Annotated in this window: 24 protein-coding genes and 1 pseudogene; 6 read left to right on the forward strand and 19 right to left on the reverse strand. The window is 27.5% G+C overall.

The features are described 5' to 3' along the window. The 4 genes and pseudogenes from A500_RS15110 to hflX form a co-directional block, all read right to left on the reverse strand. Window positions 1-646 (reverse strand): annotated as a pseudogene (locus A500_RS15110) (YigZ family protein). Then, on the reverse strand, window positions 643-2,046 hold the full coding sequence (pdxR, locus tag A500_RS15115; RefSeq protein WP_016208437.1) for a MocR-like pyridoxine biosynthesis transcription factor PdxR: 1,404 nt from the start codon (window positions 2,044-2,046) through the stop codon (window positions 643-645). Before pdxR ends, A500_RS15110 begins: the two are co-directional and overlap by 4 nt. Window positions 2,047-2,063: 17 nt before the next feature. Next, window positions 2,064-2,963 (reverse strand): nucleotidyltransferase domain-containing protein, encoded by a 900-nt coding sequence (locus A500_RS15120; RefSeq protein ID WP_016208438.1) that lies wholly within the window; start codon window positions 2,961-2,963, stop codon window positions 2,064-2,066. 95 nt (window positions 2,964-3,058) lie between these two features. Next, window positions 3,059-4,858, reverse strand: a complete 1,800-nt coding sequence (gene hflX / locus A500_RS15125) for a GTPase HflX (protein WP_016208439.1) — start codon at window positions 4,856-4,858, stop codon at window positions 3,059-3,061. Window positions 4,859-5,096: 238 nt separating this feature from the next. Between hflX and hpt the strand changes: the two genes are divergently transcribed. Next, window positions 5,097-5,618: a hypoxanthine phosphoribosyltransferase gene (gene hpt / locus A500_RS15130; RefSeq protein ID WP_016208440.1), complete on the forward strand. Its 522-nt coding sequence runs from the start codon at window positions 5,097-5,099 to the stop codon at window positions 5,616-5,618. A 130-nt stretch (window positions 5,619-5,748) separates the two neighbouring features. Here the strand turns inward: hpt and yunB are convergent, their stop codons facing one another. Beyond that, window positions 5,749-6,402 (reverse strand): sporulation protein YunB, encoded by a 654-nt coding sequence (gene yunB / locus A500_RS15135; RefSeq protein ID WP_016208441.1) that lies wholly within the window; start codon window positions 6,400-6,402, stop codon window positions 5,749-5,751. A 355-nt stretch (window positions 6,403-6,757) separates the two neighbouring features. Between yunB and A500_RS15140 the strand changes: the two genes are divergently transcribed. After that, the gene (locus A500_RS15140; RefSeq protein WP_016208442.1) at window positions 6,758-9,130 is read left to right on the forward strand and encodes a transglycosylase domain-containing protein; all 2,373 of its coding nucleotides are present in this window, start codon (window positions 6,758-6,760) and stop codon (window positions 9,128-9,130) included. A gap of 55 nt (window positions 9,131-9,185) precedes the next feature. Here A500_RS15140 and A500_RS15145 read toward each other — a convergent pair whose 3' ends face one another. Beyond that, the gene (locus A500_RS15145) at window positions 9,186-9,761 is read right to left on the reverse strand and encodes a hypothetical protein (protein ID WP_016208443.1); all 576 of its coding nucleotides are present in this window, start codon (window positions 9,759-9,761) and stop codon (window positions 9,186-9,188) included. A gap of 521 nt (window positions 9,762-10,282) precedes the next feature. On the opposite strand from A500_RS15145, the gene A500_RS15150 reads away from it, so the two are divergent. Then, window positions 10,283-10,660, forward strand: coding sequence for a YtxH domain-containing protein (locus A500_RS15150; protein ID WP_016208444.1), 378 nt, complete (start codon window positions 10,283-10,285; stop codon window positions 10,658-10,660). A gap of 47 nt (window positions 10,661-10,707) precedes the next feature. Continuing rightward, a complete protein-coding gene (locus tag A500_RS15155; RefSeq protein WP_016208445.1) occupies window positions 10,708-11,031 on the forward strand; it encodes a hypothetical protein in 324 nt (107 codons plus the stop codon). 67 nt (window positions 11,032-11,098) lie between these two features. Here the strand turns inward: A500_RS15155 and A500_RS15160 are convergent, their stop codons facing one another. Genes A500_RS15160 through pyrB form a run of 6 tightly spaced genes read right to left on the reverse strand, consistent with a single transcriptional unit; the run spans window position 11,099 to window position 16,242 of the window. Next, window positions 11,099-11,995 (reverse strand): dihydroorotate dehydrogenase, encoded by an 897-nt coding sequence (locus tag A500_RS15160; RefSeq protein WP_016208446.1) that lies wholly within the window; start codon window positions 11,993-11,995, stop codon window positions 11,099-11,101. 22 nt (window positions 11,996-12,017) lie between these two features. Continuing rightward, window positions 12,018-12,761, reverse strand: coding sequence for a dihydroorotate dehydrogenase electron transfer subunit (locus A500_RS15165; protein ID WP_016208447.1), 744 nt, complete (start codon window positions 12,759-12,761; stop codon window positions 12,018-12,020). 11 nt (window positions 12,762-12,772) lie between these two features. After that, window positions 12,773-13,648, reverse strand: a complete 876-nt coding sequence (gene pyrF, locus A500_RS15170) for an orotidine-5'-phosphate decarboxylase (protein ID WP_016208448.1) — start codon at window positions 13,646-13,648, stop codon at window positions 12,773-12,775. A 10-nt stretch (window positions 13,649-13,658) separates the two neighbouring features. Further along, a complete protein-coding gene (locus tag A500_RS15175) occupies window positions 13,659-14,855 on the reverse strand; it encodes a dihydroorotase (RefSeq protein WP_016208449.1) in 1,197 nt (398 codons plus the stop codon). A gap of 28 nt (window positions 14,856-14,883) precedes the next feature. Continuing rightward, the gene (locus A500_RS15180) at window positions 14,884-15,315 is read right to left on the reverse strand and encodes an aspartate carbamoyltransferase regulatory subunit (protein ID WP_016208450.1); all 432 of its coding nucleotides are present in this window, start codon (window positions 15,313-15,315) and stop codon (window positions 14,884-14,886) included. Then, window positions 15,316-16,242, reverse strand: a complete 927-nt coding sequence (pyrB, locus tag A500_RS15185) for an aspartate carbamoyltransferase (protein WP_016208451.1) — start codon at window positions 16,240-16,242, stop codon at window positions 15,316-15,318. 367 nt (window positions 16,243-16,609) lie between these two features. On the opposite strand from pyrB, the gene A500_RS19640 reads away from it, so the two are divergent. Then, a complete protein-coding gene (locus A500_RS19640) occupies window positions 16,610-17,170 on the forward strand; it encodes a hypothetical protein (protein ID WP_016208452.1) in 561 nt (186 codons plus the stop codon). Window positions 17,171-17,595: 425 nt separating this feature from the next. Here the strand turns inward: A500_RS19640 and A500_RS15195 are convergent, their stop codons facing one another. The 3 genes from A500_RS15195 to A500_RS15205 form a co-directional block, all read right to left on the reverse strand. Continuing rightward, window positions 17,596-18,267, reverse strand: coding sequence for a manganese catalase family protein (locus A500_RS15195; protein WP_016208453.1), 672 nt, complete (start codon window positions 18,265-18,267; stop codon window positions 17,596-17,598). Window positions 18,268-18,440: 173 nt separating this feature from the next. Continuing rightward, the gene (locus A500_RS15200; protein WP_016208454.1) at window positions 18,441-19,220 is read right to left on the reverse strand and encodes a serine hydrolase; all 780 of its coding nucleotides are present in this window, start codon (window positions 19,218-19,220) and stop codon (window positions 18,441-18,443) included. A 169-nt stretch (window positions 19,221-19,389) separates the two neighbouring features. Beyond that, window positions 19,390-20,490 (reverse strand): 6-phosphofructokinase, encoded by a 1,101-nt coding sequence (locus tag A500_RS15205; RefSeq protein WP_016208455.1) that lies wholly within the window; start codon window positions 20,488-20,490, stop codon window positions 19,390-19,392. A gap of 322 nt (window positions 20,491-20,812) precedes the next feature. Between A500_RS15205 and A500_RS15210 the strand changes: the two genes are divergently transcribed. Then, window positions 20,813-21,748: a hypothetical protein gene (locus A500_RS15210; protein WP_016208456.1), complete on the forward strand. Its 936-nt coding sequence runs from the start codon at window positions 20,813-20,815 to the stop codon at window positions 21,746-21,748. 65 nt (window positions 21,749-21,813) lie between these two features. Here the strand turns inward: A500_RS15210 and A500_RS15215 are convergent, their stop codons facing one another. The 4 genes from A500_RS15215 to A500_RS15225 all read right to left on the reverse strand — a co-directional run bounded on the left by A500_RS15215 (window position 21,814) and on the right by A500_RS15225 (window position 26,002). Next, window positions 21,814-22,704, reverse strand: coding sequence for an undecaprenyl-diphosphate phosphatase (locus A500_RS15215; protein ID WP_016208457.1), 891 nt, complete (start codon window positions 22,702-22,704; stop codon window positions 21,814-21,816). 150 nt (window positions 22,705-22,854) lie between these two features. Further along, window positions 22,855-23,439: a hypothetical protein gene (locus A500_RS19645; protein WP_016208458.1), complete on the reverse strand. Its 585-nt coding sequence runs from the start codon at window positions 23,437-23,439 to the stop codon at window positions 22,855-22,857. 333 nt (window positions 23,440-23,772) lie between these two features. Then, window positions 23,773-23,949: a hypothetical protein gene (locus tag A500_RS20490; RefSeq protein ID WP_157453673.1), complete on the reverse strand. Its 177-nt coding sequence runs from the start codon at window positions 23,947-23,949 to the stop codon at window positions 23,773-23,775. A gap of 226 nt (window positions 23,950-24,175) precedes the next feature. Beyond that, window positions 24,176-26,002 (reverse strand): tetratricopeptide repeat protein, encoded by a 1,827-nt coding sequence (locus A500_RS15225; protein ID WP_016208459.1) that lies wholly within the window; start codon window positions 26,000-26,002, stop codon window positions 24,176-24,178. Between the last annotated feature and the right edge of the window lie 81 nt (window positions 26,003-26,083).

Consider the following 26,083-nt stretch of genomic DNA (forward strand, 5'->3'; position numbering starts at 1 on the left):
TTAAATTAATTTGTATAATCTATTTTCTTCTTTAAAATAAATTCCTTCATCCATTTTAGTTATTATAACTTTACCATTTGAGGTTTCGGTTATTTCTTTTTCCATTTCATCGACTTTATTTATTTCTGATAATATATGAATTATAACTTTATCTGTATATTCAACTTCTTCAATATGCCAATTATTTTCATTACACTTATATTGAACTTTACCCAACATATCATAATCCATATTTAATAACAACCTTACTCCTTTTACCTTTTCAACTACTTTCCCTGCTTTTAGTGCTATTGAAGCACCTTTTGTATAAGCTCTTGTAAGTCCTCCGGCTCCTAATAATATACCACCATAATACCTAGTTACTACTATGCACAATCAGTCACTTTACTTTTTTTCATCACTTCTAATATAGGAATTCCTGCCGTTCCCTGTGGTTCTCCGTCATCACTATATCTTTGAATCCCCATATTTTCTCCTATAGCATAAGCAAAGCAATTATGAGTAGCTTGCTTATGCTTGTTTTTAATTTCTGCTATAAACTCTTTTGCTTCTTCTTCATTTTCACATCTTTTGGCATATCCTATAAACTCTGATTTTTTTCTATAAAACTATCTTCTCCGAAATTTCTTATAGTAATATAACTCATATAAGTTCCTCCTTGATTAAATTGATACCTTTTATTATCTTTTCTTTATTAACTTGTGAGAAACTAATTCTAAAAAAATAATCTCCATTTTTGGAATCTCTAAAAAATATTATTCCAGGTGTAATATATACATTTTTCTTTTTTAATTTATAAAAAAGTTCTTTAGATTTTACCTCTTTATTTTTTAATTTTATATAAAAATAAAGTCCTCCCTTTGGATCTAAATATGTGACTTTATCAAAAAGCTTTTCTTCTATTAGGTTTTTCATAAGCTCATATTTTGTTTTGTATTCTTTACATTGATATTGTATATGTTCCTTCCAAAAACCTTCTTTTATATATAATTCTAAAGCTCTCTGCATAAGACTAGAAGTTGCAAAATCTGTGTTTATCTTAGAATTTTGCATACTCTCTATAAATGAATTTGGTATAATCATATATCCAAGTCTTATTCCTGGTAAAAATACCTTTGAAAAACTTTTTACATAAATTACTCTTTCATACTTATCAAGCTCTTTTAATGGTTCATGAATTATTCCATCATCATATATAAGTTCAGATAAATAGTCATCTTCTATAATATAAAAATCATATTTTCTAGCTAAAGCTAATAATTTCAGCTTTTTTTCATAGCTATAGCTTACACCTGTTGGATTATGGAAATAACTCATTGTATAAAAACAACTTATTTTATTTTTCTTTAATATTTCTTCAAATTCTTCTAAATCTATTCCATCTTCTTTAATTTCTAATTCAAATATATTAGCTCTTCTCCATTTAAAAACTGATATAGCTCCTCCATAGGTAGGTTTTTCTACTACTACGTTATCATTAATGTTAACTATTGCCTTAACTGCTATATCTATTCCCTGCTGCGCCCCTGAAACTATTATTATATTATCTAAATCTAACTTACCGCCCCAAAGTTCCTTATTTATTGTTCTTCTTAATTCTTCATATCCAAAAGGCTCTTTCATTATTAGTGCATTTGCTCCATCCCTATCTAGAACCTTATTAATTACATTCTTAAATTCTTTTATTGGAAAATACATCTCTGTATTTGTTTCCCCTGTAAAATCAATGATTTTATCTAAATCTTCAGTTAATATACTTTTTAATGTTTTAGAATATTCTCTATTGAATACTGATATAAGATCTTTCCTTTTTGCATAAGTTCCAGATCCTACTTTTTGAAAAGCATATCCGTCTGATTTTAACTTTTTATATGCGTTAACTATAGTTACATTGTTTACCTCTAAAATTTTTGATAATTCTCTTATTGTAGGTAGCTTTTCTCCATCATTTATTTTTTTATTATCTATTAGTTTTTTTATATGATTTGAAATTTGTATATATTTGGGAATTTCTTCCTCAAAGAACATCTTAAAAATATTATTCATAATTCCTCCAAATTCTTCTAATGTTTATAACTATATACATTTTCAGTTGCTAGTAGACATTCTTTGTGATCTCTAAATTCTCTTTTATTTTTTGTTAAGACATTATTCTTGTATAATACTTTTAAAATTTCTTCCGTCTTAATATTAAAATTTTTAAAATAGTCATTGTTTTTAATCTCATATGCACTTAATTCTTTATCTTCCTCTTTTATAAATTCTAGAATTTCTTTTGATGCTTTTTCTATATTGTAATCTAAATAGCTTTCCATATAACTTATAATGCTTTTTATATTCTCATCATTCATTTCGTTGTAGAATAATTTTTTTATTCTCTTATTTAATTCATCATTTAAATTACATGCCATATTTAATGAATCTTTACTTACAGTGTATCCATTAATACTAAGATAAAGCTTAGAAAAGTTATCTAATGCCCTAATAAGAAGTTCATATGCAGTGTATCCTCTGCCTGTACTTAAATATTTTTTGCATATCCCTATTTCTTTTAACAAATTTCCTAAATAAACTAGATTCCATCTTCCTTTATCTGAATTTACACTATATATTATTTTTTCATATAGTTCTGATATTTCATGATCCATTGAATATATTAATTTAGATGATATTAAAGAATTCTTTATTACATCTTTCTTACCACATTCATAATAAGCTTCTTTAAAAGCTTTTTTACTTAAAAATTTTATATGAACAGGTATATTCATCACTTCAGAATATAAATCTCTAACCTGTTCAAAATCATCTTTATATATTGTAAATAAATCTATATCTGATTCTTCCCACAGATCTCCAGTAACCATACTTCCTAATACAAAAATTGCTAATATATTAGTATTTTTCATAAGAATATCTGTAATTTCTTTATAAGCATTTTGGTAATCTATAATTGATTTTGCCATTATCCTACTCCCTTCAACTTAATATTGTATTATTACAATTTATTTTATTATATAAAATTACTGCAATAAAGTCTAATCTTCATTGCAGTAATTAACTATTGGGCAATAATGTTTACTATAAAATCTTTTGATTTATTATAAACTTCATCTTCTACCTCTACTACCATAAAGGTACCATTATCCTTATATTCTTCTTTTAGTACTCTTCCATTCCTATGAAGATATGAATTCATATCACTTCTATCGTAAGGAATCAAATATTCGCATTTTTTCATTTTATACGGTAATTTTTCTTCTATTAAATCAAGAAGATTATCTAAATTAATTCCTTCTTTAGCTGATATTTCAATAATTTTATATTCTGAACATATTTTTTTTATTTCTTCTATTTGCTCATCTGTAGCTTTATCTATTTTATTTAGTACTAATATAGTTTCTTTATCTTTGGCTCCAAGTTCTTCTAAAACTTCCTCTACAGCTTTTATTTGATCAAGTGCATGATCTGAAGAGGTATCAACAATATGACATAAAAGATCTGAGTATATCACTTCCTCTAGTGTTGATTTAAATGCTTCAACTAAATCATGAGGTAACTTTCTTACAAATCCTACTGTATCTGTTATAGTAACTACACCTTTATTTTTTAATATTATAGACCTTGTAGTTATATCTAAGGTTGCAAATAACATATCAGCTTCAAAAACTTTTTCTTTTCCTTGAACCTCTTTTTGAGCTGCAACATCACACAATTTATTTCTAAGAGTTGATTTACCTGCATTTGTATATCCTACTAATGATACCTTAGGAATACTTTCTTTTGTTCTTTTTTCTCTTTGAACTTCTCTTGTTTTCTTTATTTTTTTAAGCTCATCATTTAAATCATATATAGTTTCCTTTATATGTCTTCTATCGGTTTCTAACTTCTTTTCTCCTGGTCCTCTTGTTCCTATTCCCCCACCAGTTCTTGAAAGCACTGTTCCTAAGCCTTGAAGTCTACCCATTCTATATTTTAACTGTGCAAGTTCAACCTGAATTTTTGATTCCTTACTTCTTGCTCTTCTTGCAAAGATTTCTAATATTAAAGTAGTTCTATCTATTACCTTTGCACCAATTGCCGCTTCTAGATTTCTTACTTGTGAACCTGAAAGCTCATCATCAAAAATTATAAGGTTTGCATGTTTACTTTGCCTTAAGCTAGCTATTTCTAATACTTTTCCCTTTCCAATATAAAAGGCTGGGTCAATTTTACTTCTACTTTGATAAACTAACTCTAATACTGGTATATCACAAGCTTTAGTAAGTTCTTTAAGTTCTTCTAAACTTTCCTTGGTATCAGATCCTACTAAAATAGCTCTTTCACCTTCATCTTCTACTATTTCTTTTTCTTTAATTAATCCTTCAACATAATGAATTTTATCTAATATGTGAATTGACAATACTTCTTCAATTGATAAGTTTAATTTCTCTTCATAATCTAACAAATCATTTGTTATTGTAAGCATTGCTAAAGAATAATCTGTTATTTTTCCATCATAAACTCCTATTGCCATTATTGCATCAAGTTTTAATTTTAAAAGAGCTGACAAATCAAGAGCCGACAAATTAGAAAATCCATTAGGATGTGTATGTATAACTCTAACTCCAGATAACCTTTTTTCCCTTATATCAATCATAGCTAATTCAACTGAAGTTGAATCTCCTATTGCTATAGATACTATTTTCCCTCTTCTATCTACTGCTATGCTTATTTCCCTATCCAAAATAGAAGTTAATCTAGAAATAATATCTATTATTTCTACACTACACACCTCATCTTTTAAAACCTTTACTTTATAGAGTCTTTCAAGTTCTTCTAAATAAGACTTCTTTATACCATCTATATTTCCAAATATCATAATACCACCTCACTATCTACTATTGGCAACTTGCATATAATTTTATACTAATAATTCTTTATTGTAAATATAATACTAATATTATAATCCATACTATATTATACTTATATCAAATACTTTACTAAAACTGTACTTAAAGTATTTAAAAATAAGTTGCAAGAAATATAAATAATATGTAATATTAAAATAATAATATAAGTTATTAGGTTATATAGGATATTTTAGGAGGATTAAACTAATGAATGACAAAAAAAGAAACATACTTTTTACAGAAGAACAAATAAAAACTAGAGTTGCAGAACTTGGAAAAATTATTACTGAAGATTATAAAGATAAGAAACTTTATGTTCTTCCACTTCTTAGAGGAAGTTTTGTTTTTGGGGCTGACATATTTAGAGCAATTGATTGTAAAGCAAAAGTTGGTTTTATGACTACTTCAAGTTATGGTCATGGTGAAGAAAGCACTGGTGAAGTTAAGGTTGTAAATGATATTCCAGACAATATAGAAGGATGGGATGTATTAATAGTAGATGATATTATAGATACTGGATATACAATGGAATTTGTTGTTGATTATGTAAAAAAACGTGGAGCCAAATCTGTTAAAACCTGTGTACTATTAGATAAGCCTTCTAGAAGAAAAGTTGATTTAAAACCAGATTATTGCTGCTTTGAAATAGAAGATTTATTTGTAGTTGGATATGGTCTTGATTATGAAAGTTTCTACAGAAATGTACCTTATGTATTTAACTGGAACTAAGTCAATTAACAATTAACAATTAAATTGAACTAAAAAACTCCTAAAATTAGGAGTTTTTTATTTTAATTAAATTTTCTTAATTCAGCTTGCCTGAATTATAACATAAATTCTTTCATTCTTTCATTTTCAATTATTTATTAAGTTCTATTGCTGTATTTGGAATTTTTCCTACTATTATTGTTTCTGCTATTGGAATTTCACATGCTATTTCTACATCTTTGCTATTAAGAGGCACAACTATTTTCATTTTCATATTAACATGCAAATATATTTTATGCCTTGTTTGATTAATACCTGCACTTTCAAATACAGATTCATAACTACTAGTTATATTCCCTATTTGATTCATGTTTATATTTATCTTAGGACCCAAATTATAAAACACTAAATTTTTAGTCATATATCCTAACGGAACTTTTAGTCCCATTTCTTGTAACTTACCTATTTTATCATTAGATGCTAATACTAATCTTGATGAAAGATAGTTTAATTTTACAGTATCAGCTCTTAGCATAGTTATATTACCATCATTATCTTTTTCAGTAATTATCATATCAGAATAATTAAATTGATTTGAATAAATATCTAAAGCAGTTTCATTAATAATTGTAGTTGCTTCTCTTTTTAGTTCTTCTTCTGCTATATTTAAAACTGCTGGTAAAATATTTTTATCAATGAAATACATAATAGAATTAAATAAGACAAAAATGACGATAATAACCAATATAAGTTTAGGATGTTTAATTTTAAATCGTATTTTAGATTTTTTTGTATAATACTTCATAGACACCTTCTTGAGTTATTATTTTACTCTTTATATAAATATGCTATAATATTCTATATTATTTATTTTACACCATTAAATAATTTTTAATTATAAGGGAGGAACAAATGGCTAATAAAGATACTTCTAGAACAGAAAAAAGCCAAGCTAATGTTAAAGATAATAAAAACAATGGCAAAAATTCTAAAAAGAAAAAAATCAACCTAAATATAAAAAAATCTTAAAAGGTACTTTCCTTGGAATACTAATTGCAGGACTGCTATGTTTTGTAGTAGGTCTTGGATATGTCTTTGCAATAATTAAAAGTACTCCAACCCTTGATGTAAATGCAGTTTTAGCTTTAAATGAACCTTCAATGATTTACGATAGTCAAGAACAATATATTGATAACATACCAACTGAAGAAGAAAGATATAAAGTAAGTTTAGACGAAATGTCTAAATATTTAAAAGATGCTTATGTTTCAATTGAAGATGAACGTTTTTATAAGCATCCTGGTGTAGATATAAAAAGAACTCTAAGCTCAGCTTTAAGATCTGCAATGTACTATTTTACAGGAAACGGTAATATTCAAGGTGGATCTACTCTTACTCAACAGCTAATAAGAAATACACTTTTAACACAAGATGTTAAAATTGAAAGAAAAATAAGAGAAATTTATCTTTCATTAACACTTGAAAATAAACTTACTAAAGACCAAATATTAGAAGCATATTTAAACACTATTCCTTTAGGTGGTAAAATTTATGGAGTAGAAGCTGCTTCAAAATATTTCTTTGAAAAAAGTGCTAAAGATTTAACTTTACCTGAATCTGCATTTATTGCTGGTTTAACTCAAGCACCAAGTGCTTATAGTCCTTATGATCCTGAAAATAAGGAAGATCCTACAATATATTTAGATAGAACAAAAACTGTTCTTATGAAAATGAGAGATTTAGGATATATAACTCAAGCAGAATACGATGAAGCATATGCTTTTGTAGATGCTAATCAATTTGTATTTTCTCAAACAGTAATTGACTATAAAATTAATTATGAATGGTTTGTATATCCAGCTTTAGATCAAGTGCGAGAAGATCTAAAAGAAGTGTATAAATATACTGATGAGGAAGTTGATAGATTATTTGCTACTGGCGGACTTAAAATTTATACTACTATGGATAGAACAATTCAAGATTCTACCCAAGCCGTTTTAAATGATAGAAATAGTATACAACAACTTGATATTTACGCTAACCCAGAAGTTACTGATGAAAATGGAACTCCAGCACTTCAAGCTGCTGCTGTAATTATTGATTATAAAACTGGCCAAGTTAAAGCAATGGTTGGTGGAAGAGGTGAACAGCCTGCAAGATCTACAAATAGAGCTTATTATGCTTTAAGATCCGTTGGATCAACTACTAAACCTTTAACAGTTTATGGTCCTGCTATTGATACTAAGGCTATTACAGCTGGTACAGTGCTAGATGATGCAGGTCTTCCATCATCTATTCAAAGTAAATATGGTGGATATAATCCAGCAAACTGGAACAAGGTTTCAGATGGATTAATTACAGCAAGACAATCACTTGCATTATCTAAAAATGTACCAACAGTTCTAGTCGAAGACAAACTTGGAGTTGAAACTGGATTGGCTTATGGTGAAAAACTGGGATTGGTTTATGGCGAAAAATCAAAATTCATAGCTACCGTAGCATTAGGTGAATTTACAGGTGTTGATGAAGACGGTTCTGTAGATGGTGGTAATCCATATATACTAGCTTCCGCTTTTGGAAGCTTTGGAAATAATGGTTTATATACTAAACCTATTTTATATACTAAAGTTGCTGATGCAACTGGTAAAATTATATTAGAATCTAAACCTAAGCAAACACAAGTATTTTCTCCTCAAACTGCATATATAATGAGGGATTTATTAAAGGGTCCTTTAACCTTTGATGGTGCTTTGGCAAAGCTTCCTAATATGCCTGTAATAGGTAAAACAGGAACAACTAGTCTTGTTACAGACTTTTTATTTGCTGGGTTAACTCCTTATTATTCAGGAGCTGTTTGGATTGGATATGATAATCGTTCTGCTATGGGTGGCGCAAGTTATAGTTCATCTGCTGCTTCATTATGGGGTGCTATGATGGCTCCAATTCATGCAAACTTAGAATATAAGGAATTTGATGGAAACCCAGGTGGTATTACTACCGTTGCTATATGTAAAGATTCTGGAAAAAGAGCAACAGACCTTTGTGCTAAGGATCCTAGAGGCTCAAGAGTTTATACTGAAATGTTTATAGCTGGTACAGAGCCTACAGGAGTTTGCGATGTACATGTAACAGCTAAAGTTAATAAAAACAATAATAAATTAGCAACTGAAAATACTCCAAAGGACTTAATTGAAGAAAGAGTATTTATAAAGAAAGAAAATCCTTCTTCAGGAGCAGCTGATTTTAAATATGTTCTTCCAACAGAAAAAGATGATACTAAATATGTGCCAAAGGATGAAGAATTTAATTTATCTGATTTAGGGATTTCTGTTGGAAGCAATGTTGATATGGCTATAGAAATATTAAAATCTAAAGGTGTAAATATTAAGATATCTAATAATAATGCAAAAACTAGAATAATTAAAAGTTTATCTTCTGATAAAGCTAAAAAGGGAGATACAATTACCATTCAACTAAAGGATTCTGAAAGCAATAATGAAACTCCTGAAGTTCCAGATCCTAATAATGATTAGTTATATTAACTAACAAAAAAGAGATTTGATTAAAATTCAAATCTCTTTTTTTATTTTAGCTATTTGTGCTAGACTCTAAATTATAATTTATAACCTCTCCTAAATCTGCTCTAATATATATTATATATTTTTCTTCCTTATTCTTATCATCTATTGTTTTAACGTTATATACAAATGATAATGCCATTTCATTATCATTTACTGATACAAAGGCAATCATTGGTTTGTCCAATATTTCTGATTTTAAATTTAAATTAATAAAATAATTTTGAACTATATTTTTTGCTTTATATTCATCTATATTAATATCTTTTATATGTTTTATATTATCTAATGGATAGTTAGAATATGATTCTAATTTACCAGTAACTTTGTTTATAGAAGTATTTATTTCCTGTTTATAATATGGATATCCATCTTTGCATTTATAAAATACTACATTATAACATGGACTACCTTCCTCTTCTCTTGTTTTAATCTCCTTGAATATAAATTCATCGTTAGTAATTTCATCTATATATTTTGTAGCTAAACTAGTGGCTTTTTCTTCTGATATCTCCGCCAATTTAATTTTTGTTCCTAAGTTTTTATTTGAAAATCCCAATACATTGTAATTTTTATCAATATCCACTCCATAATTTCCTACTATAACAGAATACTGTATTTGCGAACTCTTACTATTTAATTTATTTAAAGCTTCTTCTTCAATTGCTTCTTTATAATAATCGGAATTATTTATTATCTTCTCATCTGATAAATTCTCTATAAACTTTTTTGCTACTATAACCTCTTTTGTTTCTTTATTTAGTATACCATTTACTATATAACCTATAAGCCCTAGTAATATTATAATAACTACACTAAAATCACTTTTATTTTTTTTAATCTCATTGTATCCTCCCTAAATTCTTATATTAATAAAAATCTTCTAATAGATTTTTTAATACAATGATTTTAATAAAATCTTAATTGTTATCAATATTCATTTTACATTATTTAATGTATAATATAAAGTTTTTTTATTATTTATTTAGTTATATTTTAATATTATTATTTTATTATAAGCATTTTCGACTTTAACAGCTTGTATTTATTTGTATTTTCCTTTATAATCCATTATATATAAAAGTATCGTAATAGGGGGGTTAAAATATGAATTTGACAAATTTAATAGAACAAAAGAAAAAAGAAAAAGCTAAAAAAGAAAAAGCTAAAATTGCAAAAAATGTTGCATTAGGCGCTACTATTGGCGTTGCCGCTGGACTAGCTAGTGGACTTTTATTTGCACCTAAATCAGGAAAAGATACTAGAAAATCATTAAAGAAAACTGCTAACGATTTAAATAATACAATTAAAACAAAAGCTATAGATGTTACTGAAGATGCTAAAAATAATTTTAGTGATGCTAAAAATAAGATTGCAAAATATCTTGAATCAAAAAAAGCTGTAACAAATGATTCTGTAGAAGAACTTACAGAAAAAATTATAACTGAAAACAATAATGAAGTTAAAGAAGATTTAAATACATAATTATTTCATATAACTATTATTATAAATTTTAAGTGAGGGTATATAATATGACTATTACTATAAATTTTAATACTCTTCTATTGACTATTATAGTTATCGCTTCTGTTATAGCTTTAATTTATTTAATTTTAGCCTTAAGAAAAATTATTGTACTTATTGATAATATAAACACTACACTTAAAGATAATAAAACAAATTTAGATAACACTATTAAAAATTTAAATGGAATATCTGAAAATGTTAAAGATATAAGTGATGTAGCTGTTGAAACTACGGCAGAAGCCATCGTTATGAAAGATGGAATTATTAATCAATTAGATACTATAAAAGATATTATAAATATAATAATTGGAGTATTTTCAAAAAAATAATATACATATTTTTAAGGACAGTATATAGAATGTTAAAAACTATATACTGTCCTACTTATATACATTACTATATACAACCTATTATTTCTTTTATATTTTTAATCCCTTGCTCTATGCAGAATTTTTTTATTTCCTCTATTATTTCTTTTCCAGCCATGGGATTTATAAAATTTATAGTTCCTATTTGGATTGCGGAAGCTCCTGCCATCATGAATTCAATTGCATCTATTCCAGTAGAAATTCCTCCTAAGCCTATTACAGGTATGTTAACAGCCTTAGAAACTTCATGTACCATTCTTAATGCTATTGGCTTTACAGCTGGTCCCGAAAGTCCTGCGTACATATTATTGAATATAGGCTTTCTTTTATATGGATCTATCGCAAATCCCTTTAATGTATTTATTAAAGATATTGAATCTGCTCCAGCTTCCTCGCAGCTTATCGCCATTTTAACTATATCTTCAGCATTAGGTGAAAGCTTAACCATAAGTGGTTTATCTGAAATCTTCTTAATCTTTGAAACAACTTCATAAGCTACATTTGATTTTATGCCAAATGCCATTCCTCCTGATTTTACATTAGGACATGATATATTAAGTTCTATCATATCTATATCTGTACCTTTTAATTTTTCAATAGCTTCCTCATAATCTTCTATACATCCTCCACCAACATTTGCAATAATATTAGTGCCAAGTTCCTTCATTTTAGGAAGTTCTTCATTTATAAATCTATCTACTCCTGGATTTTGAAGTCCAACTGAATTCATCATTCCAGATGGAGTTTCATATACTCTTATTCCCTCATTACCATCCTTAGGATTTAAAGTTAATCCCTTTGATGATATTCCTCCCAAGATACCTACATCATAAAAATTATTATATTCTGCTCCAAAACCAAAGGTTCCTGATGCTGCTATTACTGGATTTTTAAATTCTACTCCATTTATATTTACTTTCAACATTTATAAAATTCCTCCTTTGATTTTACAGTTCAACATAATTCCCATCGAATACTGGACCATCCTTACATGTCCTTTTATTTCCATCCTTGGTTTTACATGTACAGACAAGACATGCTCCAACACCACAAGCCATATGTTTTTCCATAGACACATATATTTTTACACCTTTTTCTTTACACATATCTATAACCTTTTTCATCATTATTTCTGGTCCACAGCAAAGTACAGTATCATAGTCCTCTACATTTAAAATATCAGTTACAAATCCTTTATGTCCATGTTTACCAGTATTTGTACTTATATATACTTCATCTACATAACTCTTTATTTCATCTATTAAATAAATATCTTCTCTAAAACCTGCATATAAATCTAGCTTAGAAGAGTTGTTATTCTCTTTAATTTTTTTAGCCACCTCTAACATTGGTGCAGTACCTATGCCACCAGAAACCAAAGCAACCCTGCCAAGGTTTGTATATACATTAAATCCATTTCCTAATGGCCCTGTAAGATTTATATATTCTCCCGTTTCTAAATTAGCATATTCCCTTGTACCATTTCCAACAACTGCATATAAGAAAGTTATAGTTCCTTCATTTTTTTCACATACACTTATAGGTCTAGGAAGTAAAGTTTGTCCATTCAATTTTAGCATATAGAATTGTCCAGGTTTTACTTCATTGTTGTCTTCTACAACCATTTTATATATTCCATCAACTACTTTTTTGTTTGATATAACTTTTGATTTTGTGTAAGTTACCTTCATTAGTTTTCCTCCTATAAACTTTCTACTGCTGCCTTTATTTCATCTCTCATCCTTATAACTTCTTCTCTTGCACAAATTGCAAATTCTTTTTCTCTACCTTCTTGCTTTTTATATGCTAAAAGTATAGCTCTTGAAGAGTTTACTACGCCTCCATTTCCACTATTTAAATATAAAGCCACATCATCTGCCTTTCCACCTTGAGCTCCATAACCAGGTATTAAGAAAAACATATTTTTAAATCTTTTTCTTATTTCAATTCCTTCTTCAACATGAGTGCATCCTATAACCCCACCTATACTTGAATATCCACATTGTCCTATTACTTCTTTTCCAATCTCAGCAATTTTATCTCCAACAACCTTATATACATCTCTTGAATCTACAGTCTTTAGCATTTCTATATCTTCTGCTCCTGGATTAGAAGTCCTAACTAATGAGAAAATCCCCTTATCTCCTTTTTCTATATATGGCATATATGGCTCTATACTATCCATTCCCATATATGGACTAAGAGTTATAAAATCTGCTTCAAAATCTCCTTCAAAGTGTGCTTTTGCATACTGCTTAGCTGTTGCTGCTATATCTCCTCTTTTTATATCTGCAATTATAATTGCATCCTTCTCTCTTAAATAATCTAAAGTTTCTTTATAAGCCATCATACCCTTTAATCCTAAGGATTCATAATAAGCAATTTGAACTTTAAAGCATGCTGCTACATCTATAGTTGCATCTATTATTGCTTTATTAAACTCAACTAATGCCTCTACTTCCGATCTTCCTTCAAAAATATAGCTAGGTATATATTCAAGTGCTGTGTCTAATCCAACACAAACTACTCCTCTTTCTTTTACTCTATTAAATAATTTATCTATTATTAAACTTTTCATGAATATCCTCCTATTTCTTATAAAGAATTCGTCCCTCTTTTATAGTCATTTGAACTTCTCCATAAAACTCCATGCCTTCAAATGGAGTATTTTTACCTTTTGAATGAAAATCACTTGAATTTACTACTATATTCTTATCTAAATCTAATAAAACTATATCACCTTCAACCCCTGGGGTAATTCTGCCTTTATTCATTCCTAGAATATTTGCTCCATTTGTTGACATAATTTCACTTAACTTATTTAAAGTTATAGCTCCTGATTTAACTAATCTTGTATAACATATAGAAAATGATGTTTCAATTCCAACCATTCCTGGTGCTCCTTTTTCTTTATCTTCTTCTGTATGAGGAGCATGATCTGTACCTATACAATCTATAATTCCATCTTTTATAGCATTTATAATTTCAGATGCATCGTCTTTTTCCCTTATAGGAGGATTTACTCTATAATTGCTTATATCTTTTGTTAAATATATATGATGTGGTGTAACTTCACAAGTTATATTATTAAATTGCTTCTTTGCTTCTCTAATATATCCTACCGCTTCTTTTGTACTAACATGACACATATGAAGTCTTGCTCCAGTTTCTTTTGCTAAATATATATCTCTTAAAGTCATTATATTTTCAGCTATTCTCATATCTATATGTGAAAATTTATGATCTTCTGCATGAGACATTATTATCCAATCATATTTTTTTGCCTTTAACATAGCTTTATACATTACGTCTGAATCCATAACTCCAACACCATCGTCAGATATTGCTTTAACTTTATTATCATTACTAAAATCATCTAAATGACTTATATCTTTGCCATTAAAACCTTTTGTAACAGATATACATTGGTGTAAATCTATTAAATTTAATTCTTCTTCTCTATTTCTAACCTCTTCTAAAATTTCTTTACTAGAGCATATTGGCTTAGTGTTCGCCATCAAACATACTCCAGTATATCCCCCTCTTAATGCTGCTTTAGAGCCGCTTTCTATATCTTCTTTGTAAGTAAGTCCAGGCTCTCTAAAGTGTGCATGAGTATCTATAAATGAAGGCATTAGAGTAAGTCCCTTAGCATCTATAAGATCTACCTCTTCTATATTAATATCTAATCCTACTTCTTTTATTTTTCCATTCTCTATATAAATATCCCCAATAAAATCCTGTGAGTAATCTACTATTCTAGCGTTTTTTATTAGTAAATTCATAATTTCACCTCATAAATTATATTTAAATCTATAAATCAGATAGACTTGTTATGTGATCGCAATAATCGCACTTATATGTTCCTTTATCTTCATCTATCAAATTAAATGTATGTGGAACATATTGTTCTACTTCTGTAATACACCTTGGATTACTGCAAATCAGAACATCTATAACCTTTTTAGGTAACTTTGGCTTTATTTTTCTAACTATTTCACCAAACCTTACCTCATTTATAGTAAGATTCGGTGAAAGTAATCCTAAAATTGTATAATTTACTTCTGAGGAATTTTCTATTTTAATTATATCCTTTTTTCCAATCTTATCACTTTCAACATTCATTATTAAAGCAACTTGACTATTAACTTTATCAAGATTTAAATAGTTAAATATTTTTATTCCCATTCCAACTTTTATATGGTCTATTACTAGTCCATTTTTAATACTTGTTATTTCTAACATCTAAGCCACCCCCAAAAGTTTTGCAATTAATGCCATTCTTACGTACATTCCATATTCTGCTTGCTTAAAATAGCAAGCTCTCTCATCTTTATCTACTTCTATAGAAATTTCATTTACTCTTGGTAGTGGATGCATAACTATCATATTCCTTTTGGCCAATTCCATCTTTTCGCCATCTAAAATATAGCTATCTTTAAGCCTTATATATTCCTCTTCATTAAAAAATCTTTCCTTTTGAATTCTTGTCATATATAAGATATCTAGTTCGTCTATTATATCTTCTAGTTTTTCAACTTCTTTAAATTCTATATTATTTTTTGCTAATATTTCTTCTCTTATATAAATTGGTATAGATAATTCTTTGGGTGAAATTAAGATAAATTTAGTTCCTTCATACCTTGACATAGCTTTTATAAGTGAGTGCACTGTCCTTCCATTTTTTAAGTCACCACAGATTCCTATGGTATGATTTATTAATCCATCTTTTAAAGATTCTATAGTTAAAAGATCTGTTAATGTTTGAGTTGGATGCTGATGTCCTCCATCTCCTGCATTTATTACAGGCACCTCTGAGTACATACTTGCAAGTTTAACAGAACCCTCCATGGGATGTCTCATAGCTATTATGTCAGAATATATAGATACCATTGTTATAGTATCTGCTAAAGTTTCTCCTTTTGCAGTAGAACTTGAATTTGGTTCTGAAAATCCCAAAATTTTACCCCCAAGTCTCATCATGGCAGCTTCGAAACTAAATCTAGTTCTTGTACTTGGTTCATAAAATAACGTGGCTAAAATTTTTCCATCACAGATATGAGAATATTCTCTTGGATTTGCTATTATTTGATGTGCTAACTTAAAAATTTCTTGTAGTTCTTCTTTTGAAAAATCCATTGGGTCGATTAAATGTTTGCTTTTCATATTCATTTACATCACTCCTTGTTAACATCTCTGTGTTAAATTTAAAGGTATATTAATTTAGTTATATATTATAATTTGCACAAAAAAACCTTCCTTAATTTCAAGGAAGGTATGATAAGCCTACATAAAAGTATTTTTACTTTTACAATTTCTTCCTTGTTAATCTCTCTGGATTAATTTAAAGGTAATCTTTTTTCATTAGAATAACACTTATATAATTTATTGTCAAGAAAGTATTAACAAGAAAATTTAAAACTTTTTTTATTTTTAATATATTAAATTTGTATCACTTTTATGCTTAATTACATATTATACATTATGCAAGTAACACAAATAAATTTTATCAAAACTAAAGATAAAAGGAGAAATTTATATGTCCAAATATTATGGCAGTGAATATAATTATGATGAATTAATTAATGGTTCTTATAAGAATTGTACTTGTAATAACTCTAATAATTATGATGACAATAATTATATTAAATTATTATATCAACTTCAAGAACAACTTCAATTTCAAGCTCAACTTCAAAAACAACTTCAAGAGCAACTTCAGCAACAACTTCAACAGCAAGAACAAATACAAGCTCAAGTTCAAGCTCAGCTTCAAGCTCAAATTCAACTTCAGGCTCAAATTCAAGCTCAGCTCCAAGCTCAGCTTCAAGCTCAAGAAACTACAACTACAGATACCGATACAACTAGCAATAATCAACCAATAAATATTAATATTACAGTAACTAATGGGCTTACTTCAACTGAAGCTGAAACAGAAACCACTAGTGCTGGCTCTACTTCTGGTGCTAGCGGAGGTGGCGGTGGCGGTGGCGGCGGTGCTGCTGCTAATAACGATAACCAATCTGCTTTAGGAGCTGCTACAGGTAATGATAATGCTGTTGTCCCAGTAAATGTTGATGATATAAATTTAACAATATAGAATTGAATTGATTTTAAGAAAAATCTTTTTAATAGCTTTATTTCTCATGAATATGTTTAGTTTATTAATTTAATATTAATTATAATAATTTTTATGGTCTTACTAGAGTTAAAATTCTAGTAAGACTTTTTAAGTTATAAAAATTGATTCCTAAATATTAATAATTATTATATTTTTATAATAAAATTCAAAATTACCTATAAAAAAGCACTAGTAAATCTAGTGCCTTAATTACATGTATTTTACCTTATTCAAATTTTACATATTATTACTATATAATATATTTTTATAAGTATATTACTGATTAGTAATTTCATTATAGCTATTATTTATTTTAGCTTTGAGTTAACACAACTCATTATTAATTCACTTAATTGATTTAGTTTCTTTGATGTTAATTGCATGAAAAGATTCTCATTGGATTATTATTTTCTTGGATTATTAAAAGTTGGTGCTGTAGGATCTGGTGCTTTATGCTCTGGTCCTGGAGTTGATAAATCAAAATAAAGTTTAGAATCTTCCGTAACACCAAAATCTTTATTTGATCCAGTATTCTGAACTTTGTTAAGTGCTTCTCTAAATAAAGCATTATGAGCTTCTTCTCTATTTAATAAGAAATCTATGGTTGCTCTTACTTCTTTGTCTTCAATTTGGCGATATAAATATTCATATACAACTTTAGCTCTTTGTTCAGATGCTATATTAGAAAGCAAATCCGCTACTAAGTCTCCGGTACAAGATACATAATCGGAAGTCCATGAATATCCAGATGAATTAATCAATAATGGTGATAATCCACCTAAAACATGACCTTGTATTTCTCCAGAGACTACAGTCTTATAATCTACATCATGACCATTCAATAAATTTATAGTTGTAGCTACCATTTCCATATGGCTTAATTCTTCAGCAGCTATATCAAGAAATAAATCTTTTATTTCTTGATCTTTTATTCTGAAACTTTGGGACATATATTGTAATGCTGCTTTTAACTCTCCATTAGCTCCCCCTAACTGCTCTTGTAATAATACTGCGTATTGTGGGTTAGGTCTTTCTACTTTTACTTCATGTAACAATTGCTTTTTGTGTTCAAACATGTTTATTCCTCCATAAAAATTATTTCAGAATTATGTTACCCCATACTTGACTTATTATTCTAAATAAAATTAGGATAATTATATAACTATCCTAATTTTTATTTGAAAAATTATTATTTTTTAATTCTACTAGATAATACTTTTCTTAACATTTCATATATAAATTTATTGACTTAATGCCAATTATTCATAACATTATCCCACATCATCTTTCCACACTTAGCTAAAGTAACAGTTCCATAAACACTATTAGGAATCCCCATAGATAATAGTGTGAATGTGAAGTTTCCTTTTGATAGCCTAATCAATTCCGTATCATTTTCCACACCATTTTTGTCACCAGTTTTGCTAGAAATTTCATATTTTAAGTCATCTGGAATATACAATGCTAATTTATTCTTTATTTGCTGCCTTGTTAAAATATCTATTAACATTTGACTATTTTCTTTACTTAAATATGTTGAATTGTATAAATGTCTCCATACCTTTGCAAGATCTAGTGCACATGTTATATTTTCAACTTCATTTTTTACTTTTCTCTCATCAGTGGTTTTTCTATTTAATACTGTATTTTTCAATCCCATTTCTTCTATGTTTTTATTTATTTTATCCATTCCTACTATATCTATTATTTTGTTTGCAGCAGTGTTATCGCTTTGAATTAACATTGCAACAAGTAATTCGAAGACAGTATATTCTCTTTCATTAAACTCATGAATTATTCCAGTTCCAAAGACCTTATCTTTTCCATCTATTCTAATTTTATCTAGAAAATCTATCTTTTTATCTTCTACTGCTTTTATTAATGATACAGCTATAGGCAACTTCATACAACCTGCTGCTACCATTTGAACGTTTTCATTGTACCCATAGATATATCCACTCTTCAAATCCTCAAAGAAAAATCCATATGTCCCAATTCTTGATTCTAAATATTTCTTTATTTCTTTCATAATACCCTCCAGCTTTCTTTCCTGTAATCTCTGCCTATTAAAATTATATCATATTGTCAGAAAATTTTGAAGTATCAAATAAAAGTTTATATAACTTTTATTTAGTTTTTATTCATTTTTAATATTAAAAATAGTGGTAGAGTTTAACTCTCTACCACTTATTTTCTACTTAATCGGCAAAAGAAATTCCTATTTTTTTCGCAATTTTTACTAATTCTCCATTTGGATCAACTAATTTTGATTTTTGTCCTATAACATTTTCTAAGCTATCACTAGATATTTTCCCATCTTTAAGACAAACCATATCACCAAATTTACCTTCATTAATTAGTTCTACTGCTCCAACTCCATATCTGGTTGATAAAATTCTATCATATGTTGACGTTATTCCACCTCTTTGAATATGTCCAAGAACTGTACATCTTATTTCTTTGTCTGGTAATACTTTTTCTAAATCACCTGCTAATTTATTTCCTATTCCTCCAAGTCTAATTGGATCTGGGCTATCTGCAACTATTTTAGCAACTACTACATCCCCGTCTTTTGGCTTTGCACCTTCCGCTACTACTACTATACTAAATCTTTTTCCTTCTGCTTCTCTTTCCTTAACCTTATCTGCGATTTTATTTATATCATAAGGGATTTCTGGCAATAATATAACATCTGCAGAACCTGCAATCCCAGATTCTAATGCTATCCAACCTGCACCTCTACCCATAACTTCACAAATCATTACTCTATGATGAGATTCTGCTGTAGTATGAAGTCTATCTAAAGCTTCTGTAGCTACATCTATAGCTGTATTAAATCCAAAAGTTACATCTGTTGACGCTAAATCATTATCAATGGTTTTTGGCACACCTATTACTTTAACACCTTTTCTTGCAAAATCTCTTGCTGATGTTAAAGTACCATCTCCTCCTATTACAACTAATACATCTACTCCTTCTTTTTTTAGGTTTTCTACACCTACATCTGATACATCTTTTTTTATCATAGATCCATTTTCTTCTACTAAATAATCAAATAAGTTGTCTTTATTTGAGCTATATAATATAGTTCCTCCCCTATGAAGAATACCTGATACACTTTCTAAAGTTAGAGGTACGAAATCATTATTATACAATCCTCTGTATCCAAACTTATAACCTATTACTTCCATTCCATAGTTTAATATTGCTGTTCGTGTTACCGCTCTTATAACTGCATTTAATCCTGGACAATCTCCACCACCTGTTAGTAACGCTATTTTCTTAATTTGTTGTGACATTTAAAATTCCCCCTACTCCTTCAGTAACTTTTAAATTGACTATACATTTAAAATTTTCTGTTAATTCATTTTAAAAAAATTTAACAACTTTAAATGTTGTTTATGCAATTGTTTTCAAAATGTTATTTACTCTCTTACTTAATGATAGCATAAAGATTTTATGCTGAAAAGTAGAATAATTATATTTTTAATAATTTTTTTCATTTTGGTAATTTTTATCTAATTATCTTTTAATTTATATAAAAATTATCAAAAGTCTTGATATAAGGTATGCATTACCTTATAATATGATTATATTTATTTTGAATGAGGGGGATTATTTATGCTTAACTTTAACGAAGAATTTTTAAAACTTGAAGAAGATAAAAATACTTTAAAAAAACTAAAAACAAAGCTTTCTAATATCGATTTAGAAATTACTAAAACAAACACATCATTAAAAGAATTGAAAAAGATATTATCTAAAGAAGAAAAGGATGTTTCTAATTTAGAATCATTTAGTTTAAGTTATATTTATTATAAAATTAAAGGTTCTCTAGATGAAAAATTGTCAGAGGAAAAGATTGAATTCTTACAAGCTCAAGCAAAATTTTTAGAATGTGAGGATTATTTAAATAGACTTGCATCAGATAAGAAAAAAATATTAAATAATATTTCTGAACTTGGAGATATAGATTTAAAACATGAAAATCTTTTAAATACATCTTCCCAGTATATTTTAAATTTAAATAATGAAAGTAGTAAAGAAATTTCTTTACTTTTAGACAAAATGAAATCTGCTTCTTTAAATCTAAAGGAAATTCAAGAAGCTATTTTTGAAGGGAATAAGCTTGTCCCTTATATAGATGAAGCTATTTCCCATTTAAATAGTGCTCAAAATTGGGGAATTTATGATATGCTAGGCGGAGATTTCTTAGCCACAATGGCTAAACGCTCTAAAATGGAAGATGCCTCAAAATCAATTAATGATATTAAAATTATGCTAAATAGATATAATACTGAACTCTCTGATCTAAGTGATGAAATTAGTATTTCATTAAATCTTAATAGCTTCGATGGAATAATGGATTATATTTTTGACAACTTTTTTACTGATTATTTTATTCAAGGTAAAATAAATTCTGCTTTAGATTCCACAAGAAATTTACAGTCTAAAGTAAATATGATTCAATCTAATTTAACAAATAAATCTAAAGATTATAGTAAAAAAATTGAGTATTTAAAAAATGCTTTGGAAATCGAAATAAAAAAATATTAAAAAATATCTTATAAATATAATAAATAGGACTAATAATTTAAAAAGATAATTATTAGTCCTACTTATTATATTGTTAAAGTTACTATTCCTGCAACAGATAATGCTAATAAAACAATACCTGCAATAATTCTATAAATAGCAAATATTCTCATTGGTTTCTTCTTTAGGTAGCTTACAAACATATCCATAACTATTAATGCCACTATAAATGCTACTATGAAGCCAACAATCAATGCAACTACATATGTAGAATTCATTATTGAAAAATCAAAATTAGATAAATCCATAATTGATGAGCCTACCATAGCTGGAATTGCTAAAAAGAATGAGAATTCTGCCGCTACTGGAGTTGAAAGGCCTGCAATCCATCCACCCATTATTGTTGATGCACTTCTTGACATTCCTGGCCACATTGCTAAAATTTGAAAAAGTCCAACCTTTAATGCTTGTATTGGAGTTAAATCAAAAACATCCATAGTTTGATAACTTCTTCTTTTTGAAGCCTTATTCCTGTATATATTCTCTATTATAATTAATAATATACCTCCAACTATGAATCCAACTACAACTGCTGACGGTTTAAATAAGCCTTTTATTTTATCGTATAAAGTTACTCCTACAATTAAAGCTGGAATGGATCCTATTATTACATTTATTCCAAACTTAAAACCTGAGTGCCCTTTTTTACCTAATGTAAATATATATGTAAAAAATTCAACTACAGCTTTCCAAAGTTTATTCCAATATAATACTACCACCGCCAATATTGCTCCTAGCTGAATAACTACTTCAAACATTTTGGCAAATTCTTCTGCTCCAACTGCTCCTGATCTAAATCCTATTAAACTTCCAACTAAGATCATATGTCCAGTGGATGAAACTGGTACAAATTCTGTAAGACCTTCTACTACAGCTATCACTATAGCCTTAATTATATAGATAAAATCTAAACTCATTCTTTTTCCTCCCTTTAAGACCTGTTTTATTTACAACAAATCCTATTATACCTTTATAATTCCAAGCTGTCTATTCATTATCTACTATTAAATCTTAAAATTATATTAAAGAAATCAAAAGATAAGTACAATTTTTAAATTCATTTGCTATTACCACTCTATTTCTATGCTACTTTCTATATTTTCACCATCCAAAGAAATTTCTATTGTATTAACTCCTTTTGATAATATTAAATCTGAATATTTTTTTACTTTTTTAAACTCTTTATTATTTTCTCTTATATAATATTCATCAACTATTTTTCCATTTTTAAAGGCTCCAACTATAAAGTTTTCTTCTTTATCTTGTTTAGGTTCCTCTTGCTCTTCTTGTTTTTTCATTAAAATAATATACGATTTTTCATCTTCTATATATGTAGTGTCAATAGGATTTCTATTCATTAACTCTTTATTTTGTGTAAATACTGTAGGTGGAATATAACTTCCTTTAAATTTAATATTTATATCATTCTCACTTTTAATATAAGTTATATAACTATTACTTTTTTTCATATCCGTGGTATTGTCTATGTTTATAGTGTATGTGTACAATACTTTTTTCAACATTGGTATATAATCACTTCTATTACTATTACCTGTATAATTTAAATTTCTTATATCTATATCTAAAAGTTCCATAGCACTACAAGGAAAACCCTTTTCATCAAAGTATCCTCTATCTATAAAATCTATCATTATCCACTTATTATCTTCTTTACTCCAATATTCAACTACATAATAGGCCTTTTGTTTATTAAAATTTGTATCTGTTCTCTTAAATACTCCAAGTCTTGCAGTATATCCAACACTTTCAAGGAAATCTCTATATATTATTCCAAGATCTCTAGCTGATGCTTTTTTGAGTCGCCTTTTTCTTTTAATATATCATATCCATTTATTCCTTGAGAACTGGAAATATCATCAAATGTTATAATTTCATTTAAGATCTCCGATACCTTAATGGCTTTTTTAATTTATCTTTTTCTCCATCTAACTTCTCTTCTATGCTATACATTTGTTTTAATATTTTTATTTTTTCATCATCTTCATCTCCATAAAAAATATAATATTATTTTCGTTATATATATTATCCCATTTTTTTATAATAATTTCACTTTTATTATTTATCTTAAAAATAAATATAATTCCTAAGGCAATTATTAATCCTACAACAATCAATCGAATAAAGCTTTTAGATTTTTTCAAATAAATCCCTCCATAAATTAGTTATTAATATAATACTATCAGAAAATACACCACTTTTCTATAAAAAAGTGGATATATCTAAATTTGCTTATGACCTGACTTTTTTCCAATTCACCACAAATTTACATATATTAACTCAAAAACTGAAAGAATGAATTTATAAAAGTTTACCATATAAACTACTTTTTATAAATTTTTAATAGAAAAAAGTGCCCTTAGGCACTTTTTAGTAAACTAACTTTATTCCTGATAATTTAAAGTCCTGTGAACTATCTTTTAAGAATTGTTCATAAATTTCTTTTGATTTATTATAATTTCCTACAATGGTATTTTTAGTTGCTTCATCCATAGTTGTAGAAATTTCCTCATAAGCCGCCTTTATATTTTCATATCCTCTTGCTATGTCTTTTTCTACCATTAAATAGTACCATCCAGCATTATTTAGGGAAATTACATCTTTCTCATTCATTGCATAAGCTTCACGTATTAAGTTGATTCCTTCTTCATTATTTCCTTGGGTTAAATATACAGCTCCTAAAGTTCTATAATATTCCTGATTATCTTTTTCTATCTTTATAGCTTCTTTCAAATTTAATGCTGCATCATCCCATTTTTCATCAATTATATCTAGCCTAGCCAATTTGTAATATAATTTACTATTATCTACTTTTATATTTAATGCTAATGAATAATAATCTCTTGCTTTTTCATTGTTTGACTCATAATTAGAATAATAATTAGCTATTCTCATTATTGTTTCATAATTATAAGGCTCTTTTTGCATTGCTGTCCTAAAATACGCTTCAGTTGGTTTAATATTTCCCTTTTTTAATAATATATCTGTAATCAAACTTCCATAACTGTTAGGGTAATTATTATTTTTAACTATACTCTTTTTAGCTAGATTAAAGGCTTCATCATATTTCTCATTGTAAAAAGATCTTAATGAAGATAAATAATACTCTATATATGAATCTTTTTTCTCATTACTTGCTTTTCTTACAGCATCATCTAAATAATCTTCTGCCTCTGATTTTCTATTAGAGTTTTTGCATATTTCAAAATTTATATAATCTGTTGATATTCCATTTATATTTTCATCTTCTAATTTTATAATTAATTCTTCAGCTTTTCCTATATTCTCTTTAGAAATAGAATATGCTTTTGCTAACATCATTTTATATGCTGCTTCTTCTGGATTTGCTTCTATTTTTTTCTCTATAGATTTAATTAACATATCTTTATCAAATGAATACATATCGTCTATAACATCATATATTTTCATTTCATTTCTATCTAAATTCCATGCATCTTTTAATAATTCTAATCCATTTTCCCATCTATTTATTAGCATATTCATATTAGACAAAATACATATATCATAAGAAGAATTTTTATCCAAAGGATAATTTTCTGTTAATCCTTCTGCTTTGTATATATGATTATTAGCTATATAAGCTGAAAATAAAGTTTTTAATATATCTTTATTAGAACCATAGTCATTTATGTATTTCTCTCCAAATGAAATAGCTTCATCATATTCTTTATTCATAATAAAAGTAAATAGCATTGAATTAATTAGTTCTATATCTTTATCCCTATACTTATCAAAGCCCTCTTCTTTTATTATTCTATCTCTCTTTATAATTGATTCCTTTAGAAGAGAACTTGATTTCTTAACATCCCCTTTTAAGGAATATATATCAGCAGCCTTAACTGTCCATATTGGCCAATTATCATCTTTTTGCATTTTATTATATTCTTCTATTGCTTCATCATATTTATTTTCATAATATAGATATTCAGCTCTATTTTGGGTTATGTCAACTTCTTCAACTGTGGTAAATCCTTTTATACATAGTATCATAATAAGTGTTATGATACATGAGCCCCCTATAATGACAATAGGTTCTACATACTTATTCTTTTTATTAGCTTTTCTATATTTATCTATTAAATTAGCACTTGTCCTATTAATTACTTTGCTAAGTTTTCTAAAAAACGATTTCAGATACTTTTTTGTAGTAGAAAAAAGTTTTTTTATTTCATTCATGACTCTCTCCACCTTTTCATTTAATCTACATAATTATAAGCTAATATACATTTTAGCAGATTTTTTTAATATTTACAATTG

The sequence above is a fragment of the Clostridium sartagoforme AAU1 genome, from assembly GCF_000401215.1.
Lineage (GTDB): Bacteria > Bacillota > Clostridia > Clostridiales > Clostridiaceae > Clostridium > Clostridium sartagoforme.